Source organism: Corallococcus llansteffanensis, assembly GCF_003612055.1.
Lineage (GTDB): Bacteria > Myxococcota > Myxococcia > Myxococcales > Myxococcaceae > Corallococcus > Corallococcus llansteffanensis.
The window spans coordinates 26,031-50,949 of sequence record NZ_RAWB01000007.1; the positions used below are offsets into that span (position 1 = coordinate 26,031).

The 24,919-nt window shown below is 71.1% G+C and carries 20 protein-coding genes; 12 read left to right on the forward strand and 8 right to left on the reverse strand.

What is annotated here, in order from left to right:
* The first annotated feature begins 80 nt into the window (after nt 1-80).
* On the forward strand, nt 81-830 hold the full coding sequence (locus tag D7V93_RS01340; protein WP_120641593.1) for an SDR family oxidoreductase: 750 nt from the start codon (nt 81-83) through the stop codon (nt 828-830).
* A 90-nt stretch (nt 831-920) separates the two neighbouring features.
* Nucleotides 921-1,331 (forward strand): hypothetical protein, encoded by a 411-nt coding sequence (locus D7V93_RS01345; RefSeq protein WP_120641594.1) that lies wholly within the window; start codon nt 921-923, stop codon nt 1,329-1,331.
* Between the two features lie 52 nt (nt 1,332-1,383).
* On the opposite strand, the gene D7V93_RS01350 is transcribed toward D7V93_RS01345, so the two are convergent.
* A complete protein-coding gene (locus tag D7V93_RS01350; protein ID WP_120641595.1) occupies nt 1,384-2,028 on the reverse strand; it encodes a TetR/AcrR family transcriptional regulator in 645 nt (214 codons plus the stop codon).
* A gap of 121 nt (nt 2,029-2,149) precedes the next feature.
* Between D7V93_RS01350 and D7V93_RS01355 the strand changes: the two genes are divergently transcribed.
* Together D7V93_RS01355 and D7V93_RS01360 are read left to right on the forward strand one after the other, a co-directional pair.
* Nucleotides 2,150-2,983 carry an alpha/beta fold hydrolase gene (locus D7V93_RS01355; protein WP_120641596.1) on the forward strand — a complete coding sequence of 278 codons (834 nt, stop codon included), beginning with the start codon at nt 2,150-2,152 and terminating at the stop codon, nt 2,981-2,983.
* 16 nt (nt 2,984-2,999) lie between these two features.
* The gene (locus tag D7V93_RS01360) at nt 3,000-4,001 is read left to right on the forward strand and encodes an extracellular catalytic domain type 1 short-chain-length polyhydroxyalkanoate depolymerase (protein ID WP_120641597.1); all 1,002 of its coding nucleotides are present in this window, start codon (nt 3,000-3,002) and stop codon (nt 3,999-4,001) included.
* 78 nt (nt 4,002-4,079) lie between these two features.
* On the opposite strand, the gene D7V93_RS01365 is transcribed toward D7V93_RS01360, so the two are convergent.
* Entirely contained in the window at nt 4,080-4,325 is a 246-nt protein-coding gene (locus tag D7V93_RS01365) for a hypothetical protein (protein ID WP_147450992.1), read from the reverse strand.
* Nucleotides 4,326-4,533: 208 nt separating this feature from the next.
* Between D7V93_RS01365 and D7V93_RS01370 the strand changes: the two genes are divergently transcribed.
* On the forward strand, nt 4,534-6,168 hold the full coding sequence (locus D7V93_RS01370) for a fibronectin type III domain-containing protein (RefSeq protein WP_147450993.1): 1,635 nt from the start codon (nt 4,534-4,536) through the stop codon (nt 6,166-6,168).
* 74 nt (nt 6,169-6,242) lie between these two features.
* Here D7V93_RS01370 and D7V93_RS01375 read toward each other — a convergent pair whose 3' ends face one another.
* Genes D7V93_RS01375 through D7V93_RS01385 form a run of 3 tightly spaced genes read right to left on the reverse strand, consistent with a single transcriptional unit; the run spans nt 6,243 to nt 13,932 of the window.
* Entirely contained in the window at nt 6,243-9,716 is a 3,474-nt protein-coding gene (locus D7V93_RS01375) for a TolB-like translocation protein (protein WP_120641600.1), read from the reverse strand.
* Entirely contained in the window at nt 9,710-10,249 is a 540-nt protein-coding gene (locus D7V93_RS01380; RefSeq protein ID WP_120641601.1) for a DUF1318 domain-containing protein, read from the reverse strand. Before D7V93_RS01380 ends, D7V93_RS01375 begins: the two co-directional genes overlap by 7 nt.
* Nucleotides 10,246-13,932: an AsmA family protein gene (locus D7V93_RS01385; protein ID WP_120641602.1), complete on the reverse strand. Its 3,687-nt coding sequence runs from the start codon at nt 13,930-13,932 to the stop codon at nt 10,246-10,248. The genes D7V93_RS01380 and D7V93_RS01385 overlap by 4 nt, the downstream gene beginning before the upstream one ends.
* Before the next feature lie 179 nt (nt 13,933-14,111).
* On the opposite strand from D7V93_RS01385, the gene D7V93_RS01390 reads away from it, so the two are divergent.
* Nucleotides 14,112-14,759 (forward strand): hypothetical protein, encoded by a 648-nt coding sequence (locus D7V93_RS01390; protein WP_120641603.1) that lies wholly within the window; start codon nt 14,112-14,114, stop codon nt 14,757-14,759.
* A gap of 107 nt (nt 14,760-14,866) precedes the next feature.
* A complete protein-coding gene (locus tag D7V93_RS01395) occupies nt 14,867-15,787 on the forward strand; it encodes a bifunctional helix-turn-helix transcriptional regulator/GNAT family N-acetyltransferase (RefSeq protein WP_120641604.1) in 921 nt (306 codons plus the stop codon).
* A 22-nt stretch (nt 15,788-15,809) separates the two neighbouring features.
* Here D7V93_RS01395 and D7V93_RS01400 read toward each other — a convergent pair whose 3' ends face one another.
* The gene (locus tag D7V93_RS01400) at nt 15,810-16,373 is read right to left on the reverse strand and encodes a flavin reductase family protein (RefSeq protein WP_120641605.1); all 564 of its coding nucleotides are present in this window, start codon (nt 16,371-16,373) and stop codon (nt 15,810-15,812) included.
* A gap of 121 nt (nt 16,374-16,494) precedes the next feature.
* Here D7V93_RS01400 and D7V93_RS01405 point away from each other — a divergent pair, with 121 nt between their 5' ends.
* The 4 genes from D7V93_RS01405 to D7V93_RS01420 all read left to right on the forward strand — a co-directional run bounded on the left by D7V93_RS01405 (nt 16,495) and on the right by D7V93_RS01420 (nt 20,589).
* Complete coding sequence (locus tag D7V93_RS01405; RefSeq protein ID WP_120641606.1) at nt 16,495-17,259, forward strand: YfgM family protein; 765 nt, start codon at nt 16,495-16,497, stop codon at nt 17,257-17,259.
* Nucleotides 17,256-18,716 carry a putative metal-binding motif-containing protein gene (locus D7V93_RS01410; RefSeq protein ID WP_120641607.1) on the forward strand — a complete coding sequence of 487 codons (1,461 nt, stop codon included), beginning with the start codon at nt 17,256-17,258 and terminating at the stop codon, nt 18,714-18,716. The genes D7V93_RS01405 and D7V93_RS01410 overlap by 4 nt, the downstream gene beginning before the upstream one ends.
* A gap of 43 nt (nt 18,717-18,759) precedes the next feature.
* Nucleotides 18,760-19,113 carry a hypothetical protein gene (locus tag D7V93_RS01415; protein ID WP_120641608.1) on the forward strand — a complete coding sequence of 118 codons (354 nt, stop codon included), beginning with the start codon at nt 18,760-18,762 and terminating at the stop codon, nt 19,111-19,113.
* 96 nt (nt 19,114-19,209) lie between these two features.
* Nucleotides 19,210-20,589 carry a pyridoxal phosphate-dependent decarboxylase family protein gene (locus D7V93_RS01420; RefSeq protein WP_120641613.1) on the forward strand — a complete coding sequence of 460 codons (1,380 nt, stop codon included), beginning with the start codon at nt 19,210-19,212 and terminating at the stop codon, nt 20,587-20,589.
* A 74-nt stretch (nt 20,590-20,663) separates the two neighbouring features.
* Here the strand turns inward: D7V93_RS01420 and D7V93_RS01425 are convergent, their stop codons facing one another.
* The gene (locus D7V93_RS01425) at nt 20,664-21,485 is read right to left on the reverse strand and encodes a ferritin family protein (protein ID WP_120641614.1); all 822 of its coding nucleotides are present in this window, start codon (nt 21,483-21,485) and stop codon (nt 20,664-20,666) included.
* Nucleotides 21,486-21,497: 12 nt separating this feature from the next.
* Nucleotides 21,498-21,794, reverse strand: a complete 297-nt coding sequence (locus tag D7V93_RS01430) for a hypothetical protein (RefSeq protein ID WP_120641609.1) — start codon at nt 21,792-21,794, stop codon at nt 21,498-21,500.
* 369 nt (nt 21,795-22,163) lie between these two features.
* Between D7V93_RS01430 and D7V93_RS01435 the strand changes: the two genes are divergently transcribed.
* The coding region (locus D7V93_RS01435) for an RCC1 domain-containing protein (RefSeq protein WP_147450994.1) at nt 22,164-24,919 on the forward strand (2,756 nt) is incomplete at its 3' end.

A 24,919-nucleotide genomic window follows, 5' to 3' on the forward strand; every position in this document is an offset into this window, starting at 1 on the left:
TTGGCAGAAAATCAGGGTTGGATGGCATGGCTGCCAGAACCTTTCATCGGTACCTTCCCGCCGTCAACGGAAAGGCAATCATGAAAATCGTGGTCATTGGCGGCACCGGCCTCATCGGAACGAAGCTGGCGAACAGGCTTCGAGGGCAGGGGCATGAGGTGGTGGCGGCGGCCCCCAGCTCGGGCGTCAACACCCTCACGGGCGAGGGGCTCGCGGAGGCGCTCGCGGGCGCGCAGGTGGTCGTGGATGTGGCCAACTCGCCGTCGTTCGAAGACGGCGCCGTGCTGGCGTTCTTCGAGACCTCGGGGCGCAATCTCCTCGCGGCGGAAGAGAAGGCCGGCGTGAAGCACCACGTCGCGTTGTCCGTGGTGGGCACCGAGCGGCTTCTGGGCAGCGGCTACTTCCGCGGCAAGATGGCGCAGGAGAACCTCATCACGGCCGGCAGGATTCCGTACACCCTCGTGCGCTCGACGCAGTTCTTCGAGTTCATGGGCGGCATCGCGCAGGCGGGAACAGAAGGGGACACGGTGCGCCTCTCCACGGCGCTCATGCAGCCCATCGCGTCGGACGACGTGGCGGACGCGGTGGCCGGAGTGGCGCTGGGCGCACCCGTCCAGGGCATCGTCGAAGTGGCCGGGCCGGAGCGCATGCGCCTGGTCGACGCGGTCGAACGCCACCTGCGCGCGAAGCAGGATGGGCGCAAGGTCATCGCCGACGCGCACGCACGCTACTTTGGCGTGGAGCTGGACGACACCGCGCTCACGCCGGCGGGCACACCGCGGGTCGGGACGACGCGGTTCGAGGAGTGGCTCCGCCGTTCCGTGTCATAGCCGCGCCTCGGCGCGCGCCCCGCCTTCGGGCTTGGGATTCCCTGGGAGGCTGGGCCAGACTGGCGGCCGCATCCACATCTGGAGGAGCGCATGGGACTCGCAGAGCGCAGGGCCGCGAAGAAGTTCGAGGACACGGTGTACCCGAAGCTGAAGCAGCAACTGGACGCGGCGGCGCACCATGAGGTGCAGGTGGAGGTCAACTGGCAGAGCCTCGCCATCGATGGAAGCGCTGACCTGTACGAGGAGGCCTTCACCAAGGTGTACTTCACCCCGCTCATCGAGGCCTTCGAGGCCATCTGCATCGACGACATGGGGCGCGAGGCGCTCCAGTCGAAGCTCAAGCGCGTGGTCATCCGCAACACGGCGGACGTGTCGTCCGGAAGCTCCATGGTGACGTTCGAGGACGGCGTGCTGACGCTGGACCACAGGCCCACCACCAACATCGACGACATCCGGGAGCGCAAGAACAGCATCCAGCAGACGCTGGAGGCGGCGCTGTAGTCAGCCCAGGGGGCCACGGAGCCGGGCCAGGCTCATACGGCCGGAGCGGGGCTCAGGGCCTGCCCTGGACCCCCAGCAGTCGCAGCGCCAGCTCCACGTGCAGCTCCGCCAGCGTGTCGACGTCGAGCGCGGGGGAGGGCTCGTACCAGTACGGCAGCCGCACTCCCATGGTGGAGATCGCCGCGGCGGTCACCACCGCGTGCGGCACCGAGAACACCCCCTGGGCCCGGCCCCGCTCGATGACCGCGAGCAGCAGGGCGGAGGACTGCTCTCGCAGGGCCAGCGCCGGCGCCGCCAGCTCAGGGGGCAGCGCGTGGATCTCCTCGTTCACCACCACCGCGAGCTGGGGATGGTTCGCGTGCAGGAGCGTGTGCGCGCGGACGAGCGCCCGGAGCTGTTCGGTGGGCTCGGAGCCCGCGCCGAGCAACGCCGTGCGCAGCCCCTCGTGGTGCGCCTCGTGGCCCATGCGCACCAGCTCCGCGAGCACGTGCTCCTTGGAGGCAAAGTGCGCGTAGAGCGCGCTGGGCCGCAGCTCCAGCGCTGTCGCCAGGTCCCGGATGGAGGCGCCGTGGAAGCCCCGGCTCGCGAAGAGCTGGAGCGCCGCTTCCAGGATGCGCCGACGGGTACCGTCAGGGACCGCCGAGGACGGAAGCACCGCCTTGCGCGCGCGAAGCCGGGACGGAGGGAGGGAGGACATGGGTGGCCTTGCGAAACGAACGTTCGTTCAGATAGCCTGCATCGACGTCAGTGGCAGCGCAGTCTAACGCGCCTCTGAACGGTCGTTCATCCCGAAGTGGCCGGGCCCCGAGGCTCCGACGATGCCTACGTTTCGCACCCCGGAAGGCGTCACCCTCCACTTCGAGGAAGCGGGCAAGGGTGTGCCCGTGCTGCTGCTCCACGGGCTGGGGTCGTCGGGGAGCGACTGGGAGGGCGTGCTGCCGCGGCTGTCCGCGCACCACCGCGTGCTCGTCCCCGACGCCCGGGGCCACGGCCGCAGTGACAAGCCGGCCGGCGCGTATGGCGTGGCGCTCTTCGCTTGCGACATCGCCGCGCTGTGTGACGGGCTGGGCCTGACGGGGGTGCACGTCGTCGGGTTGTCCATGGGCGGAATGATGGGCTTCCAGCTCGCGGTGGACCGGCCGGACCTGGTGCGCAGCCTGGTCGTCATCAACAGCGGGCCGGACATGGTGCCGCGCACGCTGCGTCAGAAGCTCACGTTCGCGACGCGACTGCTGGCGTTGAAGGTGCTGGGGCCCCGGGGGCTGGCGAAGCTGCTGGCACCGAAGTTGTTCCCCCGGCCGGAGCAGGAGGCGCTGCGGAAGAGGGCGCGCGAGTCGCTGGGCGCCAACGATCCGGACGTGTACCTGCGCGCGACGCGGGGGCTGCTCGGGTGGAGCGTCCTCACGCGGCTGAAGGACGTGGCCTGCCCCGTGCTGGCGCTGCACTCCGAGCGGGACTACACGCCCCAGGCCCAGAAGCAGGCCTACGTGGACCAGCTCGCGAAGGCCCGGCTCCAGGTGCTGACGGACTCCGGACATGCCGCGCCCGTGGACCAACCCGGACAGGTCGTGGAGGCGGTGGAGGGGTTCCTCCGGGAAGTCGAAGCCGACGCATCCGCAACTTCCCGAGGGCGCATGTCGCGTCCTCGTTGAAGCAGGAGGCAGTCAGATGTCGGTGACTCGGATGGTCAGCGCCCTTTCACGGGCGGCCGTGGGGTTGTGCGTGGTGTTCGCGGTGCTGGCGGCGGCCCCGGCCCAGGCAGGCTCGTGGGTTCATGGCAGCTACAGCAGCGTCTGGGGCACGCGGAGCTTCCAGCTCTGGGTTCCCACCGGCTACCAGCCGGGTGAGAAGCTTCCGCTCGTCGTTGGATTGCATGGCTGTCTCCAGAACCCGGACCAGTTCGCCGGCCTCTCCCGCCTGAACGAGAAGGCGGACGCGGAGCGCTTCCTGGTGCTCTATCCCAACCAGGCGCTCTTCTCCAACGCCACCCAGTGCTGGAACTTCATGTTCTCCGTCAACCAGGAGCGTGGGGTGGGTGAGCCGTCATTGATTGTCGGCATGGTGCAGTGGGTGAAGAGCCATTACGCGGTGGATGAGCGCCGCGTCTACGTGGGAGGCGTCTCCGCGGGCGCGGTCATGACGAGCATCCTGATGGCCTGCTATTCGGACGTGTTCACCGCCGGGATGGTGGGCGCAGGAGCGATGTACAAGGCGGCCACCACGGCGTCGGGCAGCCTGTACGCCATGACGTTTGGCAGCATCTATTCGCCGGATGACCGGGGATATGACGCCTGGGCCTGCTCGGGACGGCCGCGCAGGACGGTACCGGTGCTCGTCGTTCACGGCACGAACGACAACGTCGTCAACCCCATCAATGGCACGCAGACCGTGCGACAGTTCCTCCAGACGAACGACTACGGGGACGACGGCGCGGACAACAACAGCGTGTCGAACCAGCCCACCCGCGTGGTGAACGCCACCTCGCCGGGAGGCCGCGACTACACCGTGAGGGACTACGTCACCGGCGGCGTGCTGCTGCTCCAGCAGTATGAAGTCAAGGGGATGGGGCACGCATGGCCGGGCGGAGACCCGGCCTTCCCGTTCGCCGACCCCGCGGGGCCCGACGGCACCACCCTCATGTGGGACTTCTTCAAACAACACTCGCGCTGAGCCGCAGGCCGGGCTCTCTCCCAGCCCATCAAGTCGACCCATCCCCAGGCGCTCGTCGCCTGGGATGACGCGCGAGCGTCAGGGGGGACACTGGGAGATGCAGAACGCCTTGTAGCTGTCGCAGGTGGGCTTCGGGGTGCCGCCAGTGCCATAGACGCACTGCATCCACTTGATGTCACAGTCGTTGACGCACTCCCAGCGCGTCACCCCCTGGTGGACCTGCCCCTGCTCCTCCGGGCTGGCCGTCTCCTCCACTCCTTCCGCGCCGCCACAGCCCGCCAGCAGTCCGACCGCCATCAGCCCGGCAATGATTGCCACTCGCATGTGCTTGTCCTGGTTCGAAGGTTTGTGCTGCCTCGCCAGGATAGTCCGCTTTCCAACGGATGGCACCTGCCCATGGAATTACCGTGAGAGAACTTGAATTCCTGTCAAGGTGAAATAGTCAGGGAATCTGTCCATTGACGTATATCCGGGGTCGTCAGGTCCGGCCTCGGCCGGACCGTCAAACCCTCTCTTCACCCCCGGGCCCTCCATGTCCTTGCGTCGCTTGTCCTTGTTGCTCGTTCCCGTCTGCGCGGCCTGGCTGGGCTGCGCGGGAGGAGACCCCTCCGCCGATGAAGTGAACCCGCAGGAGGTCGTGCAGGCGGACCCTCGCGAAGGGGAGGCGGTCTTCACCGACGACCCACTGCTGCCGGGCTGCGGTGACGCCGACGGGGGCACGGATGCGGGGACGCCGGACACCTCCGTGCTGGTGACGGCGGACAGCCGCTTCCACGCGAGCAACGGGACGGTGACGGTGGTGCCCCAGAGCCTGGCCGGCCAGGACCTGGAGCTGCTCATCCCCAACGGCATCGGCTTCGACAGGCGCACGGGCACCCCGGTGACGGGTGGCATGCGCTTCGACAACGTGCCCCAGGTGGAGTACTTCCTGCGCTCGAATCGGAGCTACTACCTGACCCACGAGCGCCGCTTCGACCTGGGCGTCAACCGCGTGGGCCGCGCGGACGCCGTCTATCCCCCCATGGTGGAGATGCCCGCGCAGGTGAACCTCTCCCAGTTCGCGCCGTGGCAGACCTACGAGTCCGTCACCAGCCCGGGCAGCTCCTTCGAGGTCACCAGCGGCGACGTGGACTTGTTCGCCTACCTGTCCTTCTATTCGAGCGAGCCGCCCGTGGGCAGCACGTCCTACAGCACCTCGGATGGCTACGTGCAGAGCGGCACCGGCTACCCGATGCCCGCGCTGAGCGCGGCCAAGGGGGACCGGCTCTACATCAACCAGCTCAGCGTGACGACGGCCGGGACGACGCCGAGCAGCGGTGCGCCGCTGACGTACGCCGCCGTGTCGAAGAGCCTGCGCATGCCGGCGTTCGACTACACGCCGGACAGCGCGTCGTTCCTGTCGCTGAGCGGTTTGATGCAGCAGGCGCCGCAGACCTCGTTCTCCCTGGAGTGGCGCCTGGCGGAGTTCACGCGCTGGCGCACGGACGCGAACCCGAACGCGTCGCTCAACTACCCCTCGTTCTCGGTGGTGCCCTCGGCGAACGGGCTCCAGGACGGCTGGGTGGGCTACCAGGGGGAGCTGCTCGACATGTACCTGCCCAGGGGCGAGGACGGGGTCCTCACGCGCCGGCTCACCTTCGGCAATCCCTACCCCTCCACCTGGGGTGTGGTGAGCAGCGCGTCCTATTCGTTCCGGGCCTCCTCCCCGGTGGTCGTGAACGGCCGCAGCTTCTTCCCGAGCGGCACCTTCAACGTGACCGACCGGCTGGACCGCCTCATCGCCGGGCCCATCCAGCCCGGCATCTCGCCGCCGCGGGAGCTGCGCATCGATGGCGTGGACGCCTACGTGTCGCGCCAGGTGGGCACCAACCAGCCGGTGATGAGCTGGCGGCCGCCCACCCTGGGGACGCCCCGGGCCTACATCGTGACGCTCGTGCTGCTGCCCACCACCTCCTTCACCACCGTGCAGACGCGCTTCACCGTGCCGGGTGACCGCACCGAGCTGCGCCTGCCGCCGGGCCTCCTGGTCCCCGGCTCCACGTACTACCTGCGCGTGGCAGCGGACGGCTCTCCGAACTACGAGCCCTGGCGCGCGCCCTTCGTCAGCGGGGAGCTGCTGCCCTTCACCCGCGCGGAGACGTTCAGCGCCGCGTTCACCACGCCGTAGCCCCCGGCTTGAAGCCCGCTACCGCGAAGCCTGGCGGTGGCGGGCGGGGCCTCTGTGAGAGGACTGCTCCAAGCTCATCGGGCCAAGGGGGCCTGAGCCGGAGTTTCCCCCGCAGCCGGCGTGGGCCCCTGCGTTACGCCGAGCGCCAGGTAGATGTCGAACCACGCCCGATAGGCGCGCCAGACGGGGTCGCGCTGCTCGATGAGGGTGCGCCGCGCCTGGCCCAGGCGCTGGGGCACGTCGAAGGGCAGCCGCGTGCTGCCTTGTGCGTGCAGCTGCGCCGCGAACCAGAGCACATCCAACTGATTGGCATCGACCGGTGCGTGGGTGCGCTCCCTCAGCGCGTCGGCGTGCTCCAGCGCCGTGCCCAACCATTGGGCCGCCCGCGCCGGGTCCTGGCGGTCCACGGCGTTCTCGGCCAGCCGCAGCTCCGCCAGCGTCGCCGCGCGGATGTCCTCGTCGCGGTCCGTCTCGTCGAACTGCTCCAGGAACAGCGCGCGCCGCTGCTCGAGCGCGCGGGCCGCGGCGTCCAGGTGCCCGAGCCGCGTCTCCGCGTTGGCGCGCAGGCCCGCGGCGATGATGCGGTAGGCGCGCTGGACCTGCCGGGGCGTGGCCCGCGCCTGGTTCAGCGTGGCCCGCACGGCGGGGAGCGCCAGGTCGCGCTCCACCTGATCCAGGTCCTCCAACGCCCGCTGGGGCTGACCCGCGCCCAACGCGGCGGCGCTGCGGGACAGGCGCACCACCAGCCGGTTGCGCAGCCCCTCCGTGTCGCGGGGGCCTGCCTCCACGGCGGGCAGCTCGCGGCCGTAGAGCGCCAGCGCCCGCTCGAACCGGCCCGCCGCGAGGTTGTAGAGCGCCGCGCGATCCAGGGCCAGGGGGGCGAACCGGGCCAGCTTCGGCGCGGCGTCCACCAGGGCCAGAGCCTGATCCGCCGCCTGCGCGGACTCCGCCTCCCGGCCGACGTGCAGCAGCGCCCGGGCGCGGGCCAACGACACCGCCACCCCCGCCGCGTTGTCCACGTAGGGATACGCGTCCCGTTGATCCAGGTAGCCCAGGGCGATGTGGAAGTTGCCCACCTGCGTGTGCAGCAGCCCCAACGCGCCGAGGATCATCGCCTTGTAGCGGACGTTGTTGCGCACCAGATCCAGGGCGACCAGGTAGTGCCGGTTGGCGCGCTCGGCGGCGGCGGGATCGTGACCGCGGAGGAAGTCCTCGTGCTGGATGGCGCCATACAGGGCCCGTGCCGCGCGCTGGTTCTTGAGCTCCGGCCAGGCCGCGCGCAGCTCCTTCACGGCCGCCGCCACCGCCTGCGCATGGGCGCCGTCCTCCAGCTTCGGCAACTGGCGCGCCAGGAGATACGCCTTCACGAAGTGCGCGAGCGGCCCGCGCATCTTCGCGGCGGTGGTGGTGACCTCCTGCTCCACGACCTCCGGGCTGACGCCGGCACGCAGGCGCAGGCTCATGGATTCGACGGCGCTCTCCAGCGAACCCGTCCGCCGCGTCACGAGGTCGAAGTCGGCACGGGCCTCGTCCTGGCGCTGCCTGCCCAACCGGCGGTAGGCGCGGCCCATCATCGTGCGGCGGAACAGCCGCTCCGCGCGGCGGCCCTCCTCGGTGCCAGCCGGGGCGTCCTCGACGTAGGCCGTCGCCAGGGCCTCCAGCACTCCATCCGCGCCCAGGCCCGCCGCGCGCTCGACGGCGTCCTGCACCAGCGCACGCCGACGGAGCGGGTCCGTCTGCTGATGGTAGAACGCCATCAGCGCATCCCGGACGGGGCGGGGCGGGCGCTCTTCGTGCAACGCATTGACGTGCCGGCCCAGCTCCAGGGCGAACGCCAGCGCGGAACCGGCGGGCGCCGTCCCGAGCGCCTGGGCCATCGCGGCATCCGCCTCGGCGTAGGGGCGTCCCCGGTACAGCGCGCGGACGGCGGCGCGGGCGAAGTCGAGCTGGTCGTCGTCACGGAAGACCTTGTTCGTGGACAGCCTGCGGCCGGCGTCGAGCAGGGCCTCCCGGTCGTCGAGCGCCCGGTACAGCGCGTCCGCTCGATCGAACCACGCCTCCAGCACCGCGCGCGGCGTGGTGTCCGTCACCTGGGCCGCCTCCAGCTCCTGGCGCGCCTGGGTGAAGTCACCCGCGGCCTGCGCCAGCTCACTGCGCACGACGTGCTGGAAGACGGCGGAGGGCGGGCTGGGCGCGCCTGCCGGATCCAACGCGGCCATGCGTTGCCGTTCGGCTTCGTTCAGCTCGTCCACCATGCGGCCGCGCTCGCGCTCCTTCATGTCCCGCCGGTGGTCGATGAGGATCCGCAGCGGCTCCGACAGGCCCCGGGTGGCGGGGTCCTCCACGGCGGACATGTGGCGGGCGTAGAAGGCCGCCGTGCCGAAGTCCTCGAACGCCAGGTGGAGCAGGCTCAGGCGCATCATCAGCAGCCGGCGGGGCTTGGGCCGTGCTTCGCGCAGCAGGCGCTGACGGTAGAGCAGGAGCAGGTCCGCGCGCCGCCCCACCATCTTCAGCTCTTCACTGAGGCGCGGCACGTCCCAGTCGCTGGGGACCAGGCCGTCCAGCGGCAGTTGATACACATCCAGCGAATGGTCGCGCGAACAGGTCGCGATGAGGGTCGTGGCTGCTGGCGCCGGGTACTGGCAGCTCCAGGTCTCGTTGGTGAGCTGATCCGGGCTGGAGGCCGCGGCCCGCTCGGGCGCATCCTCGCGCTCGGACGCGAAGGGCACCCGGAACAACACCCCGCTGTCGCTGGCGTCAATCACGCCGTCCGCGTTGGAGTCGGTGAAGAACTGCACCACGTACAGCGACCGCCCATCGCGTGCGAACACCGGCTGCCCGGTCTGCCCCGGGAGGTCGAGTGCCAGCGGGATGGGGGCCGCGCCGGGACGGTCCAGCCGGAGGGCCTCCAGGTGGGGCGCGGCGCGCGCGGCGAAGCCCGGGCCCACCTGCCGCACGGAGCGCTCGATGGGGACGTACACCAGCCAGCGTCCATCGGGAGAGAGGGTGGGGCTGGTCAGGTTGCGCTCGAGCAGCGGGCTCACGCTCCACTCGCGCTCCACCGCGACCCGTGACAGGCGCAGGTCTCCCTGGATGGTCGCGCGGCTCACCAGCGCGATGTGCGAGGCGTCGATCCACTCCGCCTGCAGCGCGCTGGTCTCTTCCTCCAGGCAGCGGCGCTCCTCGGCAGCCGGCAGGTCCCTCACGCACAGCTGTCCGCTGGCCTGGGTGCGGAACGAGATGTAGAGCAGGTGCTTGCCATCAGGGCTGATGCGCGGCCACGTCACGTCCGCGCCCTCATCGAAGAGGCGGCGCTCGCGGCCCTGCTCCAGGTCCTGGACGTAGATCTCGGTCGCGATGTTGCGGTTGGACACGAAGAGCAGCGTGTTTCCGTCCGGCCCCAACTGTCCCAGGAACTGGTCCCCCACGCCCACGGTGAGCCGCGAGAGCGTGCGCAGGCCTCCGTCGTTGTCCTCCTCCTGGGCCAGGGCCGCGCCCGCGATGAGCACGGCCAGGGCCACGCACCACCGGCCACCGGGTGTCAGCACTTCTTCTCTCCCCAGGTGCCGTCACCCGCTTCCACCCAGCCGCCGCAGACCACCCCTTCCGCGTGCGCCTGCTGCCAGCCCTGCCGCAGCGTTGCTTCAGGCACGCCCGGGCGGACCGTCCGCATCCACTGCCACAATTGCATCCGGCCGCGGTTCACCCGCTCCACCAGCGCGACGTCGTCGGAGGACATGCGCCCGGCCTGACACTGGCGCCGGGTGACCACCAGCAGCCCATCCCGGCCCTCGCCCACGCAGTGGCGCCGCAGCAGGTCGTCGACGCGGTCCGCCGGCGTCTTGCCGAGGTTCTCGACGAGCGGCGTGGGCTGGATGCCCAGATCCTCCAGTTGGTTGGGCGTGAGCGGCACTGGCGTGGGGCTCATGCCCGCGCGGGCCAGCCGCTGCTCCACGTCCTTGAACGAACCCGAGGCCTGCTCCTCGAGCGCCGTCGCGCGGTCGACCATGACGATCTCCGGAGCGCGGATGCAGCCGGGCGCGGCGAGGGTGGCAAGGAGCAGCAACCCGCGGTGTTTCATGGCGTGGCCTCGGGAGGAGTCAGGGGGAGGAGCATCCGGTCGACGAGGGGGCCCAGGGGGATGCCGCGGATCTCATCGATGCTGACCAGCCTGGCCAGGCCGCCCATGGTGATGCTCAGGCTGCCGAAGCCGTGATTGAAGCTCACCCGCACGTGCTCCGGGTAGCCCAGGCCCAACGCGTAGCGGACGCGGTTGGTGGCGGGGTCCACGTGGCGCGGATCCTCCAGGTCCAGCAGGTCCAGCAGGTGCCGGTTGCCGATGCGCAGGATCTCCGCACGCCCGTTGACGCTGCGATCCCTGGCGGAGATGACCACGGCGGCATTGCCGTCGAAGGGCTCGCCCCGGGACGACTTCACGCCCGTCGCCCGCACGTGGGCCTCCAGCGTGGAGTGCCTTCCCTGCCAGTTCAGCAGGCACTGGCCGGTGATGCGCCCGCCCCGGACGCCCATCTCCAACTGGCTCATGGACACCACGTTCTGGTTGATGGACAGGTTGCCGGCCAGGGGCGCGATGGTGAAGCGCGGCGTGGTGATGCGTCCCACCGACACGAAGCTGCTGCCCGAGAACAGGGGATGCTGGTCGGCGAAGCGAAGCATTGAATAGGGATTGACGTCGATGTCGCTCAGGAGCTGCACCTGGCCTTCGCTGAACTCCACGTTCTCCGCCAGCGGCACGTCGCCATCGAGCGTCTCGACCGCGATGCCGGATTCGGGCAGCCGCAGGTTCACGTTCTGGAAGACCAGGTGGGAGAGGGTCCGGAAGATCACGAGGTCGGGTGATGACACCCGGAAGTCCACGGAGACCTTGCCGCTGCTCTCGATGCGGCCTGCTTGCGCGAGCCGCGACAGGTCCTGCTCCAGCTCCCCCCGGAAGGCCAGCCGGCGCCGGCCATCGCTGAGGTCGAGCCGCCCCTGCACCTTGAGCTCGGTCCCGGTCCCCGGGTTGATCAGCTTCAGGTCGGGGACGTGGACGATGCCGTGGGGTTGGTGGCGGACGGTGAACGACGCCTCCAGGTCCTGGGCGGGGTAGGGCAGCGCCGGATTCTGTTCGAGGGTGCGGACCTTGATCTGGTGGCTGCCTTCCATCTCCGCCGCTTCCAGCTTGTCGGTGAAGTTGACGGTGGTGTCGCTCGACAGGCCTGCGAATGACAACCGGCGGTCGCTCAGGCCCACGGAGAGCTTCTCCGCCGTCAGGTGGCTGTGGACGCGGCGACGGGGCCCGTCGACATGTGACTCGGCCTGCCAGTGCGCCTCGGGGAGGTGGATGGACAGGGCATCCTGTCTCCAGCGGAGACCGCGTCCGTCCACCACCGCGGTTCCCTCGAAGGCGCCGGTGCGCAGCGGATTGGGAGTCAGGCGCGGGGTCCCGTCCGCGGCGATGCCCGTGAGCACGCCGAAGAGCGTGCCGTGGAGTTCGCCATTGAAGGACAGCTTTGACGGATCCACCTCCCTGGGGACCCCGGCCCGGGCCAGGAGGGGCGAGAGGGGACCTAGCGGTGGAAGGTCGCCCTTCACATCCACGCGAAGCGCCCGGGCCTTGCGGTCGAAGGCCAGCGCGGCGTCGACGTTGGCCTTCAGCCCCGCGTGGCCGGTGAGTCCCAGTCGCAGTGACGGCTTGCGGCGGTCGAGGTCCAGCGTGAGGCGCTGATGCTGGGGGCCCGCGTCGCTGTCGCCGATGCGCAGCCCTTCGAGCTGGAGGTCCAGCTCGCCCTGGTGCCGCCAGGCATCGCCCTGGGAGCGCAGCACGAGGATGGCTTCGTGCGCCGTCACATCGTCCCAGCCTGGCCGCTGCAAGCGCAGCTCCGTCTGGTGCTCCAGCCGGGGCGAGGCGGAGAAGAGCGCCGTCAGCCTGCCCTTGGACGCCAGGAGCACACCCAATCCCTTCCAGGGAACATGCGCGGCGACGGAGTCCGGGATGAAGGGGCGGGCGGCGACGAGGTCCGGGGTCTGGACGTCGAGCGTGTAGGCGACGTCGTCGGTCCCCTTGGTGGCTTCGACAGACGCGTGCAGCGTGTCGATGTCGACCTTCAGGCGGGCGCGGGCGCGGCTGAGGCGGGGCTCCTCCCATTCGGGGTACGCCTCCGACACGTGGAGCTTCACGTCCACCGGGCCCTTCAGCAGCTCGCGTCCCTCCGCCGTGACGACCTGGAGCGTGCCCACGGGCATGTCTGCCTTCAGCGTGAAGGGCGGTTTGCTCGCGAGGGGCGCCTGGAGATGGAGTCCCAACTGCTCCGCCATCACCTGGAGCCCGGAGGCGCGGACGTCCAGGGCCTCCACCTTCCCAGACAGGTCCACGTCCCCGGCGACCTGGAGGGGGGAGGCGAGGTCGGGCCGCAACTGGTGACCCTTCAGTTCACCGGAGGCCATGGGGATGCGGAGCGCGGTGGGCCCCTGGACCTCCAGCCCCTGGAGCGCGAAGGCAAGCCGGGCGGTGAGCCCCTGCTGGGGATCCGGGGTCGCCGTCAGGGTGATGCGTCCTGCGCGGAGTGACAGCCGGAGCGTGTCCTGGAGGCGCTGGAGCGCCGCGACCTCCACCTCCAGCCCGAGCCTGCCCCGGGCCCCCAGTTGGGGCATGGCGCTGAGCGTGACGTCCTGGGCGTCCAGGTGCACCTTGCCGCGCTCGAGGGAGAAGGGACGCAGGTCCGCGGGAATCGCCTGCGACAGCCTTTCGAGATCCACGTCCGCCAGGGCCCGGATCAGGATGGGCGGAAGCTCCGCCGCATCCGGGAGCACCAACTGGGCCTGCACTTCGGCGCTGTCGGTCAGTCGGGTGCGGTCCAGGTCGACGGCGATGTGCTGCTGCTCGCTCTCGAACTTCGCAGATACCGCGCCGTGCAGCAGCGTGCTGACGGCGAACCGGGGATCGAACGTCTGCCGTGTGACGTCGAGGTCCACCTGTGCGCGTGCGGCGGAGGCACCTACCTCCGCCGAGAGGGCCAGCGCCAGCTCGGCCAGGGCCGGCGGCGTGGCAGGACCTTCACGGCCCAGCACGAGCGGCAGGGGCCTTCCGGGCTGGCCCAGCTCCGCGAAGAGCTTCCATGCCCCGTCGTGACGTCTCGCTTCCACCACGGCCGCGAGCCCGCGCAGGGACCAGCGGTCGACCACGGCTCCGTTCCGGACGCGGACGTAGCCCACCGACACGCCCGACAGTTCAATCCTCCCGAACGGCGGGGCGGAGGCCAGGAAGTCCGCGGCCTGCCGCGAGGCTCCGAGGGGGGCTTTGGGGGGCGTCGGCTCGGGGGCCTCCGGTCCCGTCACCGCATCGAGGGACGTGGGGCCCGCGTCATCGGCCACCTGGGTGAAGGCCACGTCCCGCGCCACCACCCGCTCCACGCGGGGAGTCCGGCTCAGCAGGGCACCCGGCGACCAGTGCACCTCCAGCGTCCCGACGCGCAGCAGCTCCGGCGCGGCACCCTCGAACGGCGACGGGGTCCGCACCACCAGCGCTTCCAGGTACAACCCCGTGAGCACCGCGACGCGGGCGGCCTGGTAGTCCAGCCGCAGGCCCGTCTCCGCTTCCACCCGGGAGACGATGCGCTGCTTCAGCCAGGGCTGGTCCAGGTGGTGCAGCACGACCACCCCGGCGGCGAGCACCAGCACGACGAGCGCGACGAGCCCGAGCAGCGCGCCCGCGAGGATCCGCTTCAATCGCCGACGAGGCCGTCCAGCTCCGGGGGATTCCATGGTGTTCCGTCGAGGAGAGCGGCCACCCGCGTCCTACCATGTGGCGGAATCGGGCTTCAATCCGAGCCCCCTTGGAGACGGAGGGCGAGCGGGGCGGAACCGTGCGCCCGATGAATCATTCCCGAGGAGCGCGATGGTAGGTTCGTCCTTCCGTCGCGCTCGCGAAAGGATCGCCTGCCATGCTGTCCCTGGTCGCCGCCGTCCTGCTGGCCTCGCTTCCCACCGCTTCCTCCTTGTCCCTGGTGTCGCCCGCGCCGTCCTTCAATGGGCGACCTCTGTCCGCGCGGCTGCTCGTGGCGCAGGCGCCCACGGGGTCGGAGCCGGAGCTCTTTCCCACGGCGCCGTTTCCGGACCGGGAGGCGCAGGACACGCAGCAGCTGGGCACGGACGAGGGCCTGGACGCGCGCATCGAGGAGCTGGCGCAGCAGGTGAGCCTGCTCGATGGGCAGATCCGCTCCATCCGCCTGGGCCGCCCCGCGGGCTACAAGGTCATGACCATCATCGGCTTCATCCTCGCGCCGCTGCTGCTCATCGGCATTCCCGTCTTCGCCGCGGGCCTGGACACGGCGGGAAACACCGGGGACGCGCTCGTGACCGTGGGCCTGGTCTTCGCGCTGCCTGGCGCGGCGGGGGTGGGGCTCATCATCGGCGGCTTCACCGGAGGTTCGCGGGCGGCCCATGCCCGGAAGGACCAGCGCGACGCGCTCATCCAGGAGCGCACCCTGCGGGAGGAGGAGCTGCGCGAGCTCCAGGCCCGCCGCGACGGCCTGCGCACCCGGCGGTGGCAGACCCACCCCTCCATTCCTCTCTTCGCCGTGCGCTTCTGACGGCAGTGCGAAGGAGCGCAAGGAGCAGGCCTCGATGGACAGCGAGGAGCGCGGCGATCAACGGAGGTGTTTGACTCCGTCAATCAATTCAGTTGACGATAGCAAGCATGTCGTCACCGTCGCCCGTCGAGTCCGTCCGCCGCTTCACCCGCTTCTACACGCAGCACATGGGGGTGCTTCAGCGGCAACTGCTGGGCAGCCCCTTCTCGCTCTCCGAGGGACGCGTCCTCTACGAACTCGCGCAGCGTGAGCGCACGTCCGCCGTGGAGCTGGGCAAGGAGCTGGGGCTGGATGCGGGCTACCTCAGCCGCATCCTGCGCGGCTTCGAGCAGAAGGGGCTCTTGCGCAAGGAGCGCTCCCAGGAGGACGCGCGCCGCAGCCTCCTCGCCCTCACGCGCAAGGGCCAGCAGGCCTTCGCGGCCATCAACGCGCGCTCCTCGCACGAGGTGGGCGAGCTGCTCGGACGGCTCGCGCCGGCCGAGCGCACGCGGCTGGTGGAGGCGATGGGGACCATCGAGGGGCTCCTGCGGCCCGCACCCCTGCGCCGCGCGCCCTTCATCCTGCGCCCGCCGCAGCCCGGTGACCTGGGATGGGTGGTGCAGCGCCACGGCGCGCTCTACGCGCAGGAGTACGGCTGGGACGAGCGCTTCGAGGCGCTGGTGGCCAGCATCGTGGCGGACTTCGGAAAGGGGCATGACCCGAAGCGCGAGCGCTGCTGGATTGCCGAGCTGGACGGGGCGCCGGTGGGCTCGGTGTTCGTCGTGCGCAAGAGCGACACGGTGGCGAAGCTGCGGCTGCTGCTCGTGGAGTCGAGCGCCCGCGGCCACGGTATCGGCGCCCGGCTCGTGGAGGAGTGCATCCGCTTCGCGCGCCAGGCGGGCTACCGCAAGCTCACGCTGTGGACGAACGACGTGCTCGTCTCCGCGCGCCGCATCTACGAGGCGGCCGGCTTCCAGCTCGTCGACTCCGAGCCGCATGAGAGCTTCGGCAAGCGGCTGGTGAGCCAGACCTGGGAGCTCAAGCTCTGAGGCCCGGCTCCTTCTTCGCGCCCTACGGCTTGCGCGCCTGCATCCGCTCGCCCGTGGCGAAGAACACGCCGCCCGCCAGGTGGTGGATGGGGCGGTAGTCGTCTCCGGCGCTGAAGTCCCACCCCCCGTCCTTCCACACCGAGTCCTCGACCCAGGCCGCGACGACCTCGGCGATGAACAGGTCGTACTTGCGCTGGACGTCCGGCTCGGGAAGCACGCGGCACTCCAGCCATCCCACGCAGCCCTCCACGAGCGGCGCCTGCACGCGGGAGGCGGGAACCGCCTTCAGCCCCGACGACGCCCACTTGTCCTCGGCATGCCCGGAGGCCGAGCCCGCGACGTACACGTGCTCCAACTGCGCGCGCGTGGGGACGCAGAGGGTGAACTCTCCCGAGGCGGTCACCAGCTCGTGGGTGAAGGTGCCCTCGGCGATGACCACGGCGACCTTGGGCGGCTCGAAGTCGATGGGCATGGCCCAGGCCGCGGCCATGACGTTGGTGCGGCCCTTCGCGGCGCTCGTGATGAGCGTGGTGGGGCCGTGGTTGAGCAGCTTGTAGGCGCGGCGGAGCTCGAGCGGGACTCTCATGGGCCAGGCACTCTAGCTGAGTGGACAGTGATTACAGTGCCAATGACAAACGCACTGTGGTGTCAAAACAGCCCTTCAGGGCGATCCGGGGGCGGGAGGTCGGGTGGTATCTTCCGCGCCCATGGACCTGCGAATCGTGCTCGGCCTCGCGCTGATGCTGGTGTCGCCCGCCTGGAGCCAGCCGGCGGCCTCCGCGGGCCCGGACTTCCAGGCCCGGATGTCCGCCGCAGCCCACGCCTACGAGGAGCTCGACTACGAGCGCGCCCTCGAGCAGCTCGACGCGGCGAAGGCCGTGGCGCGCGACGACAGGGAGTGGGGCAGGGTGGCCACCTTCCGGGGCCTCGTGCTCGCGGACCTGGGACGCCGTCAGGAGGCACTGGACGCCTTCAAGGAAGGGCTGTCGCTGCTGCCCGATGCAAACCTTCCGGTGAAGGTGTCACCCAAGGTGTCACGCGACTTCGAGGAGGTGCGCCGGACCGTGCAGCGTGACCTGGCACGCAGTCCCCGACCGCCCCCGGACGCCCCGCGTGCGATGACGGACGCGCCGCCCGAGCAGCCTCCGCCGCCCGCCTTCGTTCCGTCCGCGGCGCAGGCGGAGGTGCGCCCCACGCGCTCCCTGCCCGTGCTTCCGCTGGCCTTGCTGGGAGGGGGCGTGGTGCTCGGTGGCGTTGGTGGCTACCTGGGCCTCCAGTCGCGGAGCAACGTGAACGCCGCGCGCGACGATGTCTTCTACAGCGACCGGACCGCGCACCTGGACAGCGCGCGGGGCCAGTCGCTCGCGGCCAACGTCCTGCTGGGCGCGGCCGTCACCGCCGCCGCCGGAGCCGCCGTCACCTGGCTCCTCACGGACAGTCCGCCCTCGCCGCGGACGGAGGTGTCTCCATGATGCGCGCCGTGGCCGTGGGACTCGGGCTGCTCTGCATCACCTGCACGGTGCCGGACATCGAGGAGCTCGAGGAGGAGCGCCCCAGCGGGTGCGACGCGAGCCACCCCTGCCAGGTCCGGGTGCTGCTGACCTACGACGGCTTCCGTCCAGGCTGCGTCACGCTGCGACTGGTGGACGCGGCGGATGGCTCCAGGACCCTGGAGCTGCCCGTGCTTGAGGGGACGGCGGAGGTGGGGTTCATTCGCCGGTCCGGGTGGAGTGACACCGTGAAGGTGACGGCCTCCGCCTATGAGCGCTCGTGCGCGGTCCAGGAGGTGGCCACCGCGTCGGATCAGGCGGTGGTTCCCGAGGAGGGGACCGCCACCGTCGAGCTGAAGCTGAGCGCGCGGGATGAAGACGGTGATGGCTTTGTGAGCACCGGCACCCGGGGCACGGACTGTGATGACCGCTCCGTCTCCATCTCCCCGGGCGTGGCGGAGCGCTGCGACTTCCTGGACAACAACTGTGACGGCCGGGAGGATCCGGCGCCCGTCTGTGACGGCGTCGAATGGCGGACGACCGGGACGCTGACGGGCGCGAGCTTCCGGGACGTGGCTCCCCATGCGCGCAACCAGGCCTGGCTCGTGAGCGACAGCAACGACGTGCTCGCCCACGTCCGACAGGGGACCGACGGCGGGTTCGACGTGGAGCCGTTCACCGACTGCCACGGGGCGTGGTCCACCGCGTGGGCGCGGCCGAGCGACGGGCGTGTGTTCCTGGGCTCCTGGGAGGGGCAGCTCGCCACGCGGGCGCTGGCCGCCGGGGGGCCCTGCTCGCTGACGTCCTTCGACGGGGGCGGGGCGGCCATCCAGGACCTCGTGGGCTTCGAGTCGGACGGAGGCACGACGCTCTACGCGGTGAGTGAGACCGGGGACATCCTCCGCTGGGACTACCCGGCGGAGCCGGTGCGGATGGCGCACGTGGACGCGGACCTCCGCTCCATCCACGGCCTCGACCCGAGAACGCTCATCACCGTGGGCTCCACGGGCGAGCTGCCCGTCGCGTACCACGTCAACGCGGACGGAGGCCCGTGGCTGCGGGAGACGCTGCCGCCGCCCTCCGGAGGGCAGCTCGCCCTGCACACCGTGCATGTCGTGGCGCCGGGCCTCGCCTACGCGGCCGGAGACCAGGGGCTGTTCCTGGAGCGTGCGGCGGGCTCCTGGAGCACGAAGCCCGCGTACCCCATCTACGTGGACGGGGGCGTCTCGCCCGACATCCTCGACGTGGTGTCCTTCGGACAGGGCTCCGTCTTCGCGCGCCTGGACACGGACGACCTTGTTCGCTTCGACGGAGAGGAGTGGAGGGACTTCCTCTTCGGCACCCAGGGCTTCACGACCCTCGAGGGGCTGTCGTCGGATGAGCTGTGGAGCGCCACGCTCGATGGGACCGGATTCCACTGGGGCCCCCGGGCCCCGTAATGTCTTGCCATCGCGTACTCACCCCCAACCCAGGATCCCTGCCATGAAGACCTCTCATTCCTTCGCCCTTATCGCTCTCTCGTGTGCCGTGTTCGGGCTTGCTGGCTGCGGCACCGACTCCGCGTCGGAGCCCTCTCCCGACACCGCCATCTCGCACGAGGGGACCACGGGACTGGTGGACCCCTCGACCGTGAACATGGATGAGCTCGTCCCGGTCGAGACCGAGAGCGGCACCGTGACCGCCTCCGCCTGTACGAACTACTCGACCCGGTACGTGCAAAACGGCTGCTGCACCCAGACGGCCACGAAGTTCCAGCAGCAGATCTGCATCTACGGGGCCTGGTATTGGCAGACTCCGTACAAGTGCGAGTACCCGACTTCGTACTGCCTGCCGTAGGCGCACGTGGGTCGATGAGGGCTCGCGCGTTCTCCAGGGGCTGACGCATGATGCGCGGTCTTCCGTCTCCCAAGGGGGGCGGGGACCCTGGTGACCATGAGCGACCTCCTCTCCCGTGACCTCTCCCGGCTCCCGGACCTGCTCGAGCAGGCCCGCGCGAGCGCCCTCGAGTTCCTCACCACGCTGCCCGAGCGCCCCGCGGGCATTCGGCCCGAGCCGCCCGCGCCGCTCGGGCTGCCCGACGCGGGCCTCGGCGCCGAGGACGCGCTCGCGCTCTTCCGCCGCCGCTACGAGGCCGGGCTCTCCGGCTCCGCGGGGCCGCGCTACCTCGGCTTCGTCACCGGCGGCACCACCCCCGCGGCGCTCGTGGGCGACTGGCTCGTCTCCGCGTACGACCAGAACCTGAGCAACAGCGGCGACTCGCTCGCCACCAGCGTGGAGCGCGAGGCGCTGGGACTTCTGCGCTCCCTCTTCGGCCTGCCCGAGGACTTCGAGGGCGCCTTCGTGAGCGGCGCGACGGCGGCGAACCTCGTCTCGCTGGCCACCGCGCGGCAGTGGGCGCTGGAGCGCCTGGGCCACGACGTGAGCGAGGAGGGGCTGTGGGGGCTGCCGCGGGTCGCGGTGCTGGGCAGCGCCCCGCACGCGAGCGTGCTCAAGGCGCTCTCCATCCTCGGCATGGGGCGGCGCGCGGTGCAGGCCATCCCCAGTCTTCCGGGCCGCCCCGTCATGGATCCGAAGGCGCTCGAGGCTCGGCTCGAGGCACTCGGCGGTGCCCCGGCCATCGTGCTCGCGAGTGCGGGGGAGGTGAACACCGGGGACTTCGACGACCTCGAGGCGGTGGGGCAGTCGTGCCGCCGCCACGGGGCCTGGCTGCACGTGGACGGCGCCTTCGGCATCTTCGCGGCCTGCAGCCCGGCGCACGCGCACCTGCTGCGGGGGCTCGAGCACGCGGACTCGGTCGCGGCCGACGGGCACAAGTGGCTCAACGTCCCCTACGACTCCGGCATCGTCTTCACGCGCCACCTCGCGCGGCAGGAGAGCGTCTTCCGGGCGGTGGCCGCCTACCTTGGCAAGGGGCCGGACCTGCTGCACCGCACGCCGGAGAACTCGCGCCGCTTCCGGGCGCTGCCCGCGTGGATGACGCTCATGGCCTACGGCCGCGACGGGCACCGCGCCCTCGTCGAGCGCAGCTGCGCGCTCGCCCGCGGCCTGGGGGAGGGGCTCGCGGCGTCCCCGCACTACGAGCTGCTCGCCCCGGTGATGCTGAACATCGCCTGCTTCGCGCTGCGCTCGGGGGACGCCGCGCGGCGCGACCGCCTCCTCGCGGCGCTGCAGGCCGACGGGCGCGTACACTTCACCCCCACGCAGTACGCCGACCGCCCCGGCCTGCGCGCGGCCTTCTCCAACTGGCGCACGGCGGAGGCGGACCTCCCCGTCATCCTCGCGGCGCTGGAGGCCGCGGCCTCCAGGGTCTAGGTGCGGGAAGGCGCACGGCTTCGCCCGGGACGGTGGAGAGGCCGTGCAGCGCCTGGGGGCCCGCGCCCGCCACTTCAGGGGACGCGGATGCCGTGGCGCAGGAGCGGCGCCTTCACCTGGGCCTCCACGGTTTCGTGGGTCACCGCGATGTAGTCCTGGGACTCCATCCAGCCCAGCGCGTTCACGTGCTCCAGGAGGAAGCCCTCGCGCGTGACGCCGTCCTTCGTGGTGCTGCGAAGCTTCTCCCAGAGCGGCGCCTGGGCATCCAGCGTCTGCCGGGCGATGCGCCCCAGCCGCTCCTTCTCCGCGGGCCCCAGCTCCGGGGCAATCCAATCCAGATACAGGTACCCGAGCCGCCCGTGCAGGGCCTCCTCCTGCACGAGCGTCGTGAGCACGGCCCGCGTCAGGGGATGCGTCGTCGCGCGCAGGCAGCCTGACAGCAGCGCGAAGGAAAGCGTCTCCCCCACGCAGCACTCCCGGACGATGAGCTCGTTGGCGCGCTGGAGGAAGGTGAGCGACGGGTCGAACGCCACGGCGAAGGCCCCTGGGTCGTACGTGAGCGGGGTGCCTCCGCCCAGGCTCATCGCCATCCGTGCGCACAGCTCCACATGGTGGATCTCCTCCGCGGGAAAACGCGCCGCGAGGCTCCACAGGTCCAGCGGGACGCGCGCTTCGCCCAGCACCTGCACGAGCTGCCCCATGACCGTGGCGCTTCCGAACTCGTTGAGCGCGCGCAGGGTCCAGGAGTGCCGGGCCCGCTCCACGAGCAGCGGCGGGTAGCAGGACGGATCCATCGAGTCCCAGGGATAGCGCTGGGCGATGTCCCCCGTGGCCCGCTCGTGCAGGGTCAGCGCTGGGCCGTCCGTCAGGTCGATTTCAAAGAGTTCGGAGGTCATGGCTCGCATGCCCTACGGCACCAGGATGGACCCGGCATCCGCCCCGGCGTCGGGGCCCGCGTCGGAGGGCTTGTCCCGGTCCTCGTTCGTGCCGTTGCTCGGGTCACAATCGTCGTCGTAGAAGCCACCGTCGTAGATGCAGGGCGCCGGGTTGGTGGTCATGAAGGGGTCGCATGCGGCCATCGACAGGGCCGCGCCGGCCGCGGAGGCGGCCAGGAGCACCCGTCCCCTGCGGCGGCGCTCCGGCGCTGCGGGCTCGGACGGCATGGGAGGAGACGACGGGGCGTGCTTCGGGGGGAGATCGCTCATGGTGCGCTCGCGTTTCGCCGGCCCGACAGCTCGGACGCGACACTACCCGAAGCGCCCATGACATGTCATTCCACGCGGGCCCTCCAGCCCCACTCCAGACGGTCCCGGGAAGGTTTCAGGCGTTCGTCTCGGATGAGGCTCGCGGTCTTGATCCGCGGGTTCACCTTCATCCGGAGCTGGCCACCCGGCTGAGGCCAGACGCCCTCGCTGAAGAGCCTCCTGGGCCTGGTGCGCAGCCAGTTGGACCTCAGCCTCCACTGTCTGCTGGGCTGAAGCACAGGCCTTGGTGGCGATGGCGCTCCCGCGTCTCCAGGAATGACAGACGCCACCCCTTGATTCCCTGTCGAATCCGGGTCTTCATGGCCAGCCATGAAAATGACTCTTTTGCTGACGCAGCTGCTGCTGGGATTGGCGCTGCTGCCAGCCTGCGACCTGGAAGCTCCCCCTGCCGCCGGGACGCCCGCACAGTCGACCTCGCCCCTGGATGTGCGGGCCCGGCCGGCGCGGGTGGCCGGGGGCGCACGCCACTCCTTGAGCCTCACCCCGACCGGCAATGTCTGGGCCTGGGGCGACAACGCCCAGGGCCAGCTGGGTGACGGCACCGCGACCGGGCGCGCCCTCCCGGGGCCCGTTCCGGGGCTGGGGACCGTGAAGGCCGTGGCCGCGGGAGGCCAGCACTCCCTGGCGTTGCGCGCCGACGGCACGGTCCGGGCCTGGGGCGACAACCTCCATGGCCAGCTGGGCGACGGTACGAACAGCCCACGGTCCACGCCGGTCCCGGTGCAGGGCCTGACGGGCGTGGTGCACCTGGCCAGCGGTCTGGAGTTCTCGCTCGCCCTGCGCGAGGACGGGACCGTCTGGACCTGGGGGGCCAACGCCTTCGGCCAGCTGGGCGACGGTACCTCCGCCGACCGGACCCTCCCCGCGCCCGTCCCCACGCTCACCGGGGTGGTCTCCATCGCCGCGGGCGACACGCACGGGATTGCGCTGCGCTCCGATGGCACCGTCTGGGCCTGGGGCCGGAACACCGAGGGCCAGCTCGGGGACAACACCACCGTCAACCGGAGCGCGCCCGTCCAGGTTCTGGGCCTGAGCACCGTCGTCGCGCTGACGGGGGGCGGGCGTCACTCGCTGGCGCTGCGCGCGGACGGCTCCGTCTGGGTGTGGGGCGACAACACCCAGGGCCAGCTGGGCCTCGGCACCGTCAACAACAAGCGCCTGAAGGCGGTGAAGCAGACCACCCTCTCGGAGGTGACGGCGCTGGCGGCGGGGAGCGCGCACTCGCTGGCGCTGCGCTCGGACGGCACCGTCTGGGCCTGGGGCCACAACGCCTCCGGCCCCCTGGGGGACGGCACGACCAGCACGCGGTCCACGCCGGTCCCGGTGACGGGCTTGAGCGGGGTCCTCGCGCTTGGAGCGGGGGCCTCCCACTCGCTGGCGCAGCGGACGGACGGCGCCCTCTGGACGTGGGGTGACAACGCCCAGGGCCAGCTGGGCGACGGACAGCTCACCCCGCGCACGACGCCCGGGCTCATCGGTGCCGGCTCCGGCGTCCTGCGCTTCTCCGCGGGCGGGAGCTCCTCCCTGGTCGTGAAGCCGGACGGCACCGTCTGGGCCTGGGGGGAGAACCTCTACGGCCAGCTCGGGGATGGCACCACCACCACCCACCGCGTTCCCGTCCAGGTGCCAGGCCTGAGTGACGTGGTCGCCGTCTCCATGGGCTCCTCCCACGCCCTGGCGCTCCGGGCCGACGGCACCGTTTGGGCCTGGGGCTCGAACTTCCGGGGCCAGCTGGGCGACGGCACCTTCGTGGACCGCCTCACGCCGACGCAGGTGCGCTTCCTGAGCGGCGTCGTGGCCATCTCCGTGGGCTACTACCACTCCTCCGCGCTGCGCTCCGACGGCACCGTCTGGGCCTGGGGCGACAACGCGAGCGGACAGCTCGGCAACAACTCGACGACCAACACCGTCGACCCCTCGCAGGTGTTGAGCTTGATCAACGTCACCGCGCTCTCCACGGGGGACGCCCACTCGGTGGCGCTGCGCTCCGACGGCACTGTCTGGGTCTGGGGCGACAACTCCTCGCGGCAGCTGGGGGACGGCACCCGGACCAACCGGCTGCTTCCCAAGCGGCTGACCACCCTGAGCGGCGTGGCGGAGGTCTCCGCGGGCAGCATCCACTCGCTGGCCCGGCTCACGGACGGCACGGTCTGGGCCTGGGGTGACAACGCCGACGGCGCGCTGGGGGATGGCACCACCACCTCTCGGGCCGTGCCCACGCGCGTGACGGGCCTGAGCGGCGCGACGACGATCCTCGCGGGCGACAGCTACTCGCTGGCGCTGCGCTCCGACGGCACTGTCTGGGCCTGGGGCGACAACTCCCGGGGCGAGCTGGGAGACGGCACCGAGGCCGACCGCACCACCCCCACGCAGGTGCCGGGGTTGAGCGATGTGCGGGCCCTTGCCGGGGGCGACCTCCACGTGCTGGCCCAGGGCGCGGACGGCGAGCTCTGGAGCTGGGGCTCCAATGAGTACGGTCAGCTCGGAACCGGCGAGGTTCCCTACCACCTCACGCCCTTCCGGCTCCCGGACCTGGACGCGGTGGTGGCCCTCTACGCGAACACCGGCCGCTCCCTGGCGCTGCGTTCGGACGGCACCGTCTGGGCCTGGGGATGGAAGCAGGGGACGGGGACCCCGGCGGACCGCTCCTTCCCCGAACCGGTGCCCGGCGTGAGCGGCGCGGCGGCCGTCGCTCCGGGGAGCACCCACACCGTGGTGCTGGGCACGGACGGCACCGTCCAGGCCTGGGGAGAGAACTACTGGGGGCAGCTCGGCAACGGCTCCACCACCCCGAGCGACACGCCCCTCCCGGTGCCGGGGCTGAGCGGGGTGGTGGCCATCTCCGCGGGCTACGCCCACACGCTGGCGCTGCGCTCGGACGGCACCGTCTGGGCCTGGGGGTGGAACGGCTCCGGCATCCTCGGGGATGGCACCTCGTTCAACCGCTCCAGCCCGGTCCAGGTGCTGGGGCTGAGCGGGGTGGTCGCCGTGTCGGCGGGGGTGGTCCACTCGCTGGCACTGCGCTCCGACGGCACCGTCTGGGCGTGGGGCGCGGACCACTACTC

Bases quoted from the DNA above. Each gene is read 5' to 3' on its own strand.
- D7V93_RS01340 (WP_120641593.1), top strand. From the start codon at position 81: ATGAAAATCGTGGTCATTGGCGGCACCGGCCTCATCGGAACGAAGCTG.
- D7V93_RS01345 (WP_120641594.1), top strand. From the start codon at position 921: ATGGGACTCGCAGAGCGCAGGGCCGCGAAGAAGTTCGAGGACACGGTG.
- D7V93_RS01350 (WP_120641595.1), bottom strand. From the start codon at position 2,028: ATGTCCTCCCTCCCTCCGTCCCGGCTTCGCGCGCGCAAGGCGGTGCTT.
- D7V93_RS01355 (WP_120641596.1), top strand. From the start codon at position 2,150: ATGCCTACGTTTCGCACCCCGGAAGGCGTCACCCTCCACTTCGAGGAA.
- D7V93_RS01360 (WP_120641597.1), top strand. From the start codon at position 3,000: ATGTCGGTGACTCGGATGGTCAGCGCCCTTTCACGGGCGGCCGTGGGG.
- D7V93_RS01365 (WP_147450992.1), bottom strand. From the start codon at position 4,325: ATGCGAGTGGCAATCATTGCCGGGCTGATGGCGGTCGGACTGCTGGCG.
- D7V93_RS01370 (WP_147450993.1), top strand. From the start codon at position 4,534: ATGTCCTTGCGTCGCTTGTCCTTGTTGCTCGTTCCCGTCTGCGCGGCC.
- D7V93_RS01380 (WP_120641601.1), bottom strand. From the start codon at position 10,249: ATGAAACACCGCGGGTTGCTGCTCCTTGCCACCCTCGCCGCGCCCGGC.
- D7V93_RS01385 (WP_120641602.1), bottom strand. From the start codon at position 13,932: ATGGAATCCCCCGGAGCTGGACGGCCTCGTCGGCGATTGAAGCGGATC.
- D7V93_RS01390 (WP_120641603.1), top strand. From the start codon at position 14,112: ATGCTGTCCCTGGTCGCCGCCGTCCTGCTGGCCTCGCTTCCCACCGCT.
- D7V93_RS01395 (WP_120641604.1), top strand. From the start codon at position 14,867: ATGTCGTCACCGTCGCCCGTCGAGTCCGTCCGCCGCTTCACCCGCTTC.
- D7V93_RS01400 (WP_120641605.1), bottom strand. From the start codon at position 16,373: ATGAGAGTCCCGCTCGAGCTCCGCCGCGCCTACAAGCTGCTCAACCAC.
- D7V93_RS01405 (WP_120641606.1), top strand. From the start codon at position 16,495: ATGGACCTGCGAATCGTGCTCGGCCTCGCGCTGATGCTGGTGTCGCCC.
- D7V93_RS01410 (WP_120641607.1), top strand. From the start codon at position 17,256: ATGATGCGCGCCGTGGCCGTGGGACTCGGGCTGCTCTGCATCACCTGC.
- D7V93_RS01415 (WP_120641608.1), top strand. From the start codon at position 18,760: ATGAAGACCTCTCATTCCTTCGCCCTTATCGCTCTCTCGTGTGCCGTG.
- D7V93_RS01420 (WP_120641613.1), top strand. From the start codon at position 19,210: ATGAGCGACCTCCTCTCCCGTGACCTCTCCCGGCTCCCGGACCTGCTC.
- D7V93_RS01425 (WP_120641614.1), bottom strand. From the start codon at position 21,485: ATGACCTCCGAACTCTTTGAAATCGACCTGACGGACGGCCCAGCGCTG.
- D7V93_RS01430 (WP_120641609.1), bottom strand. From the start codon at position 21,794: ATGAGCGATCTCCCCCCGAAGCACGCCCCGTCGTCTCCTCCCATGCCG.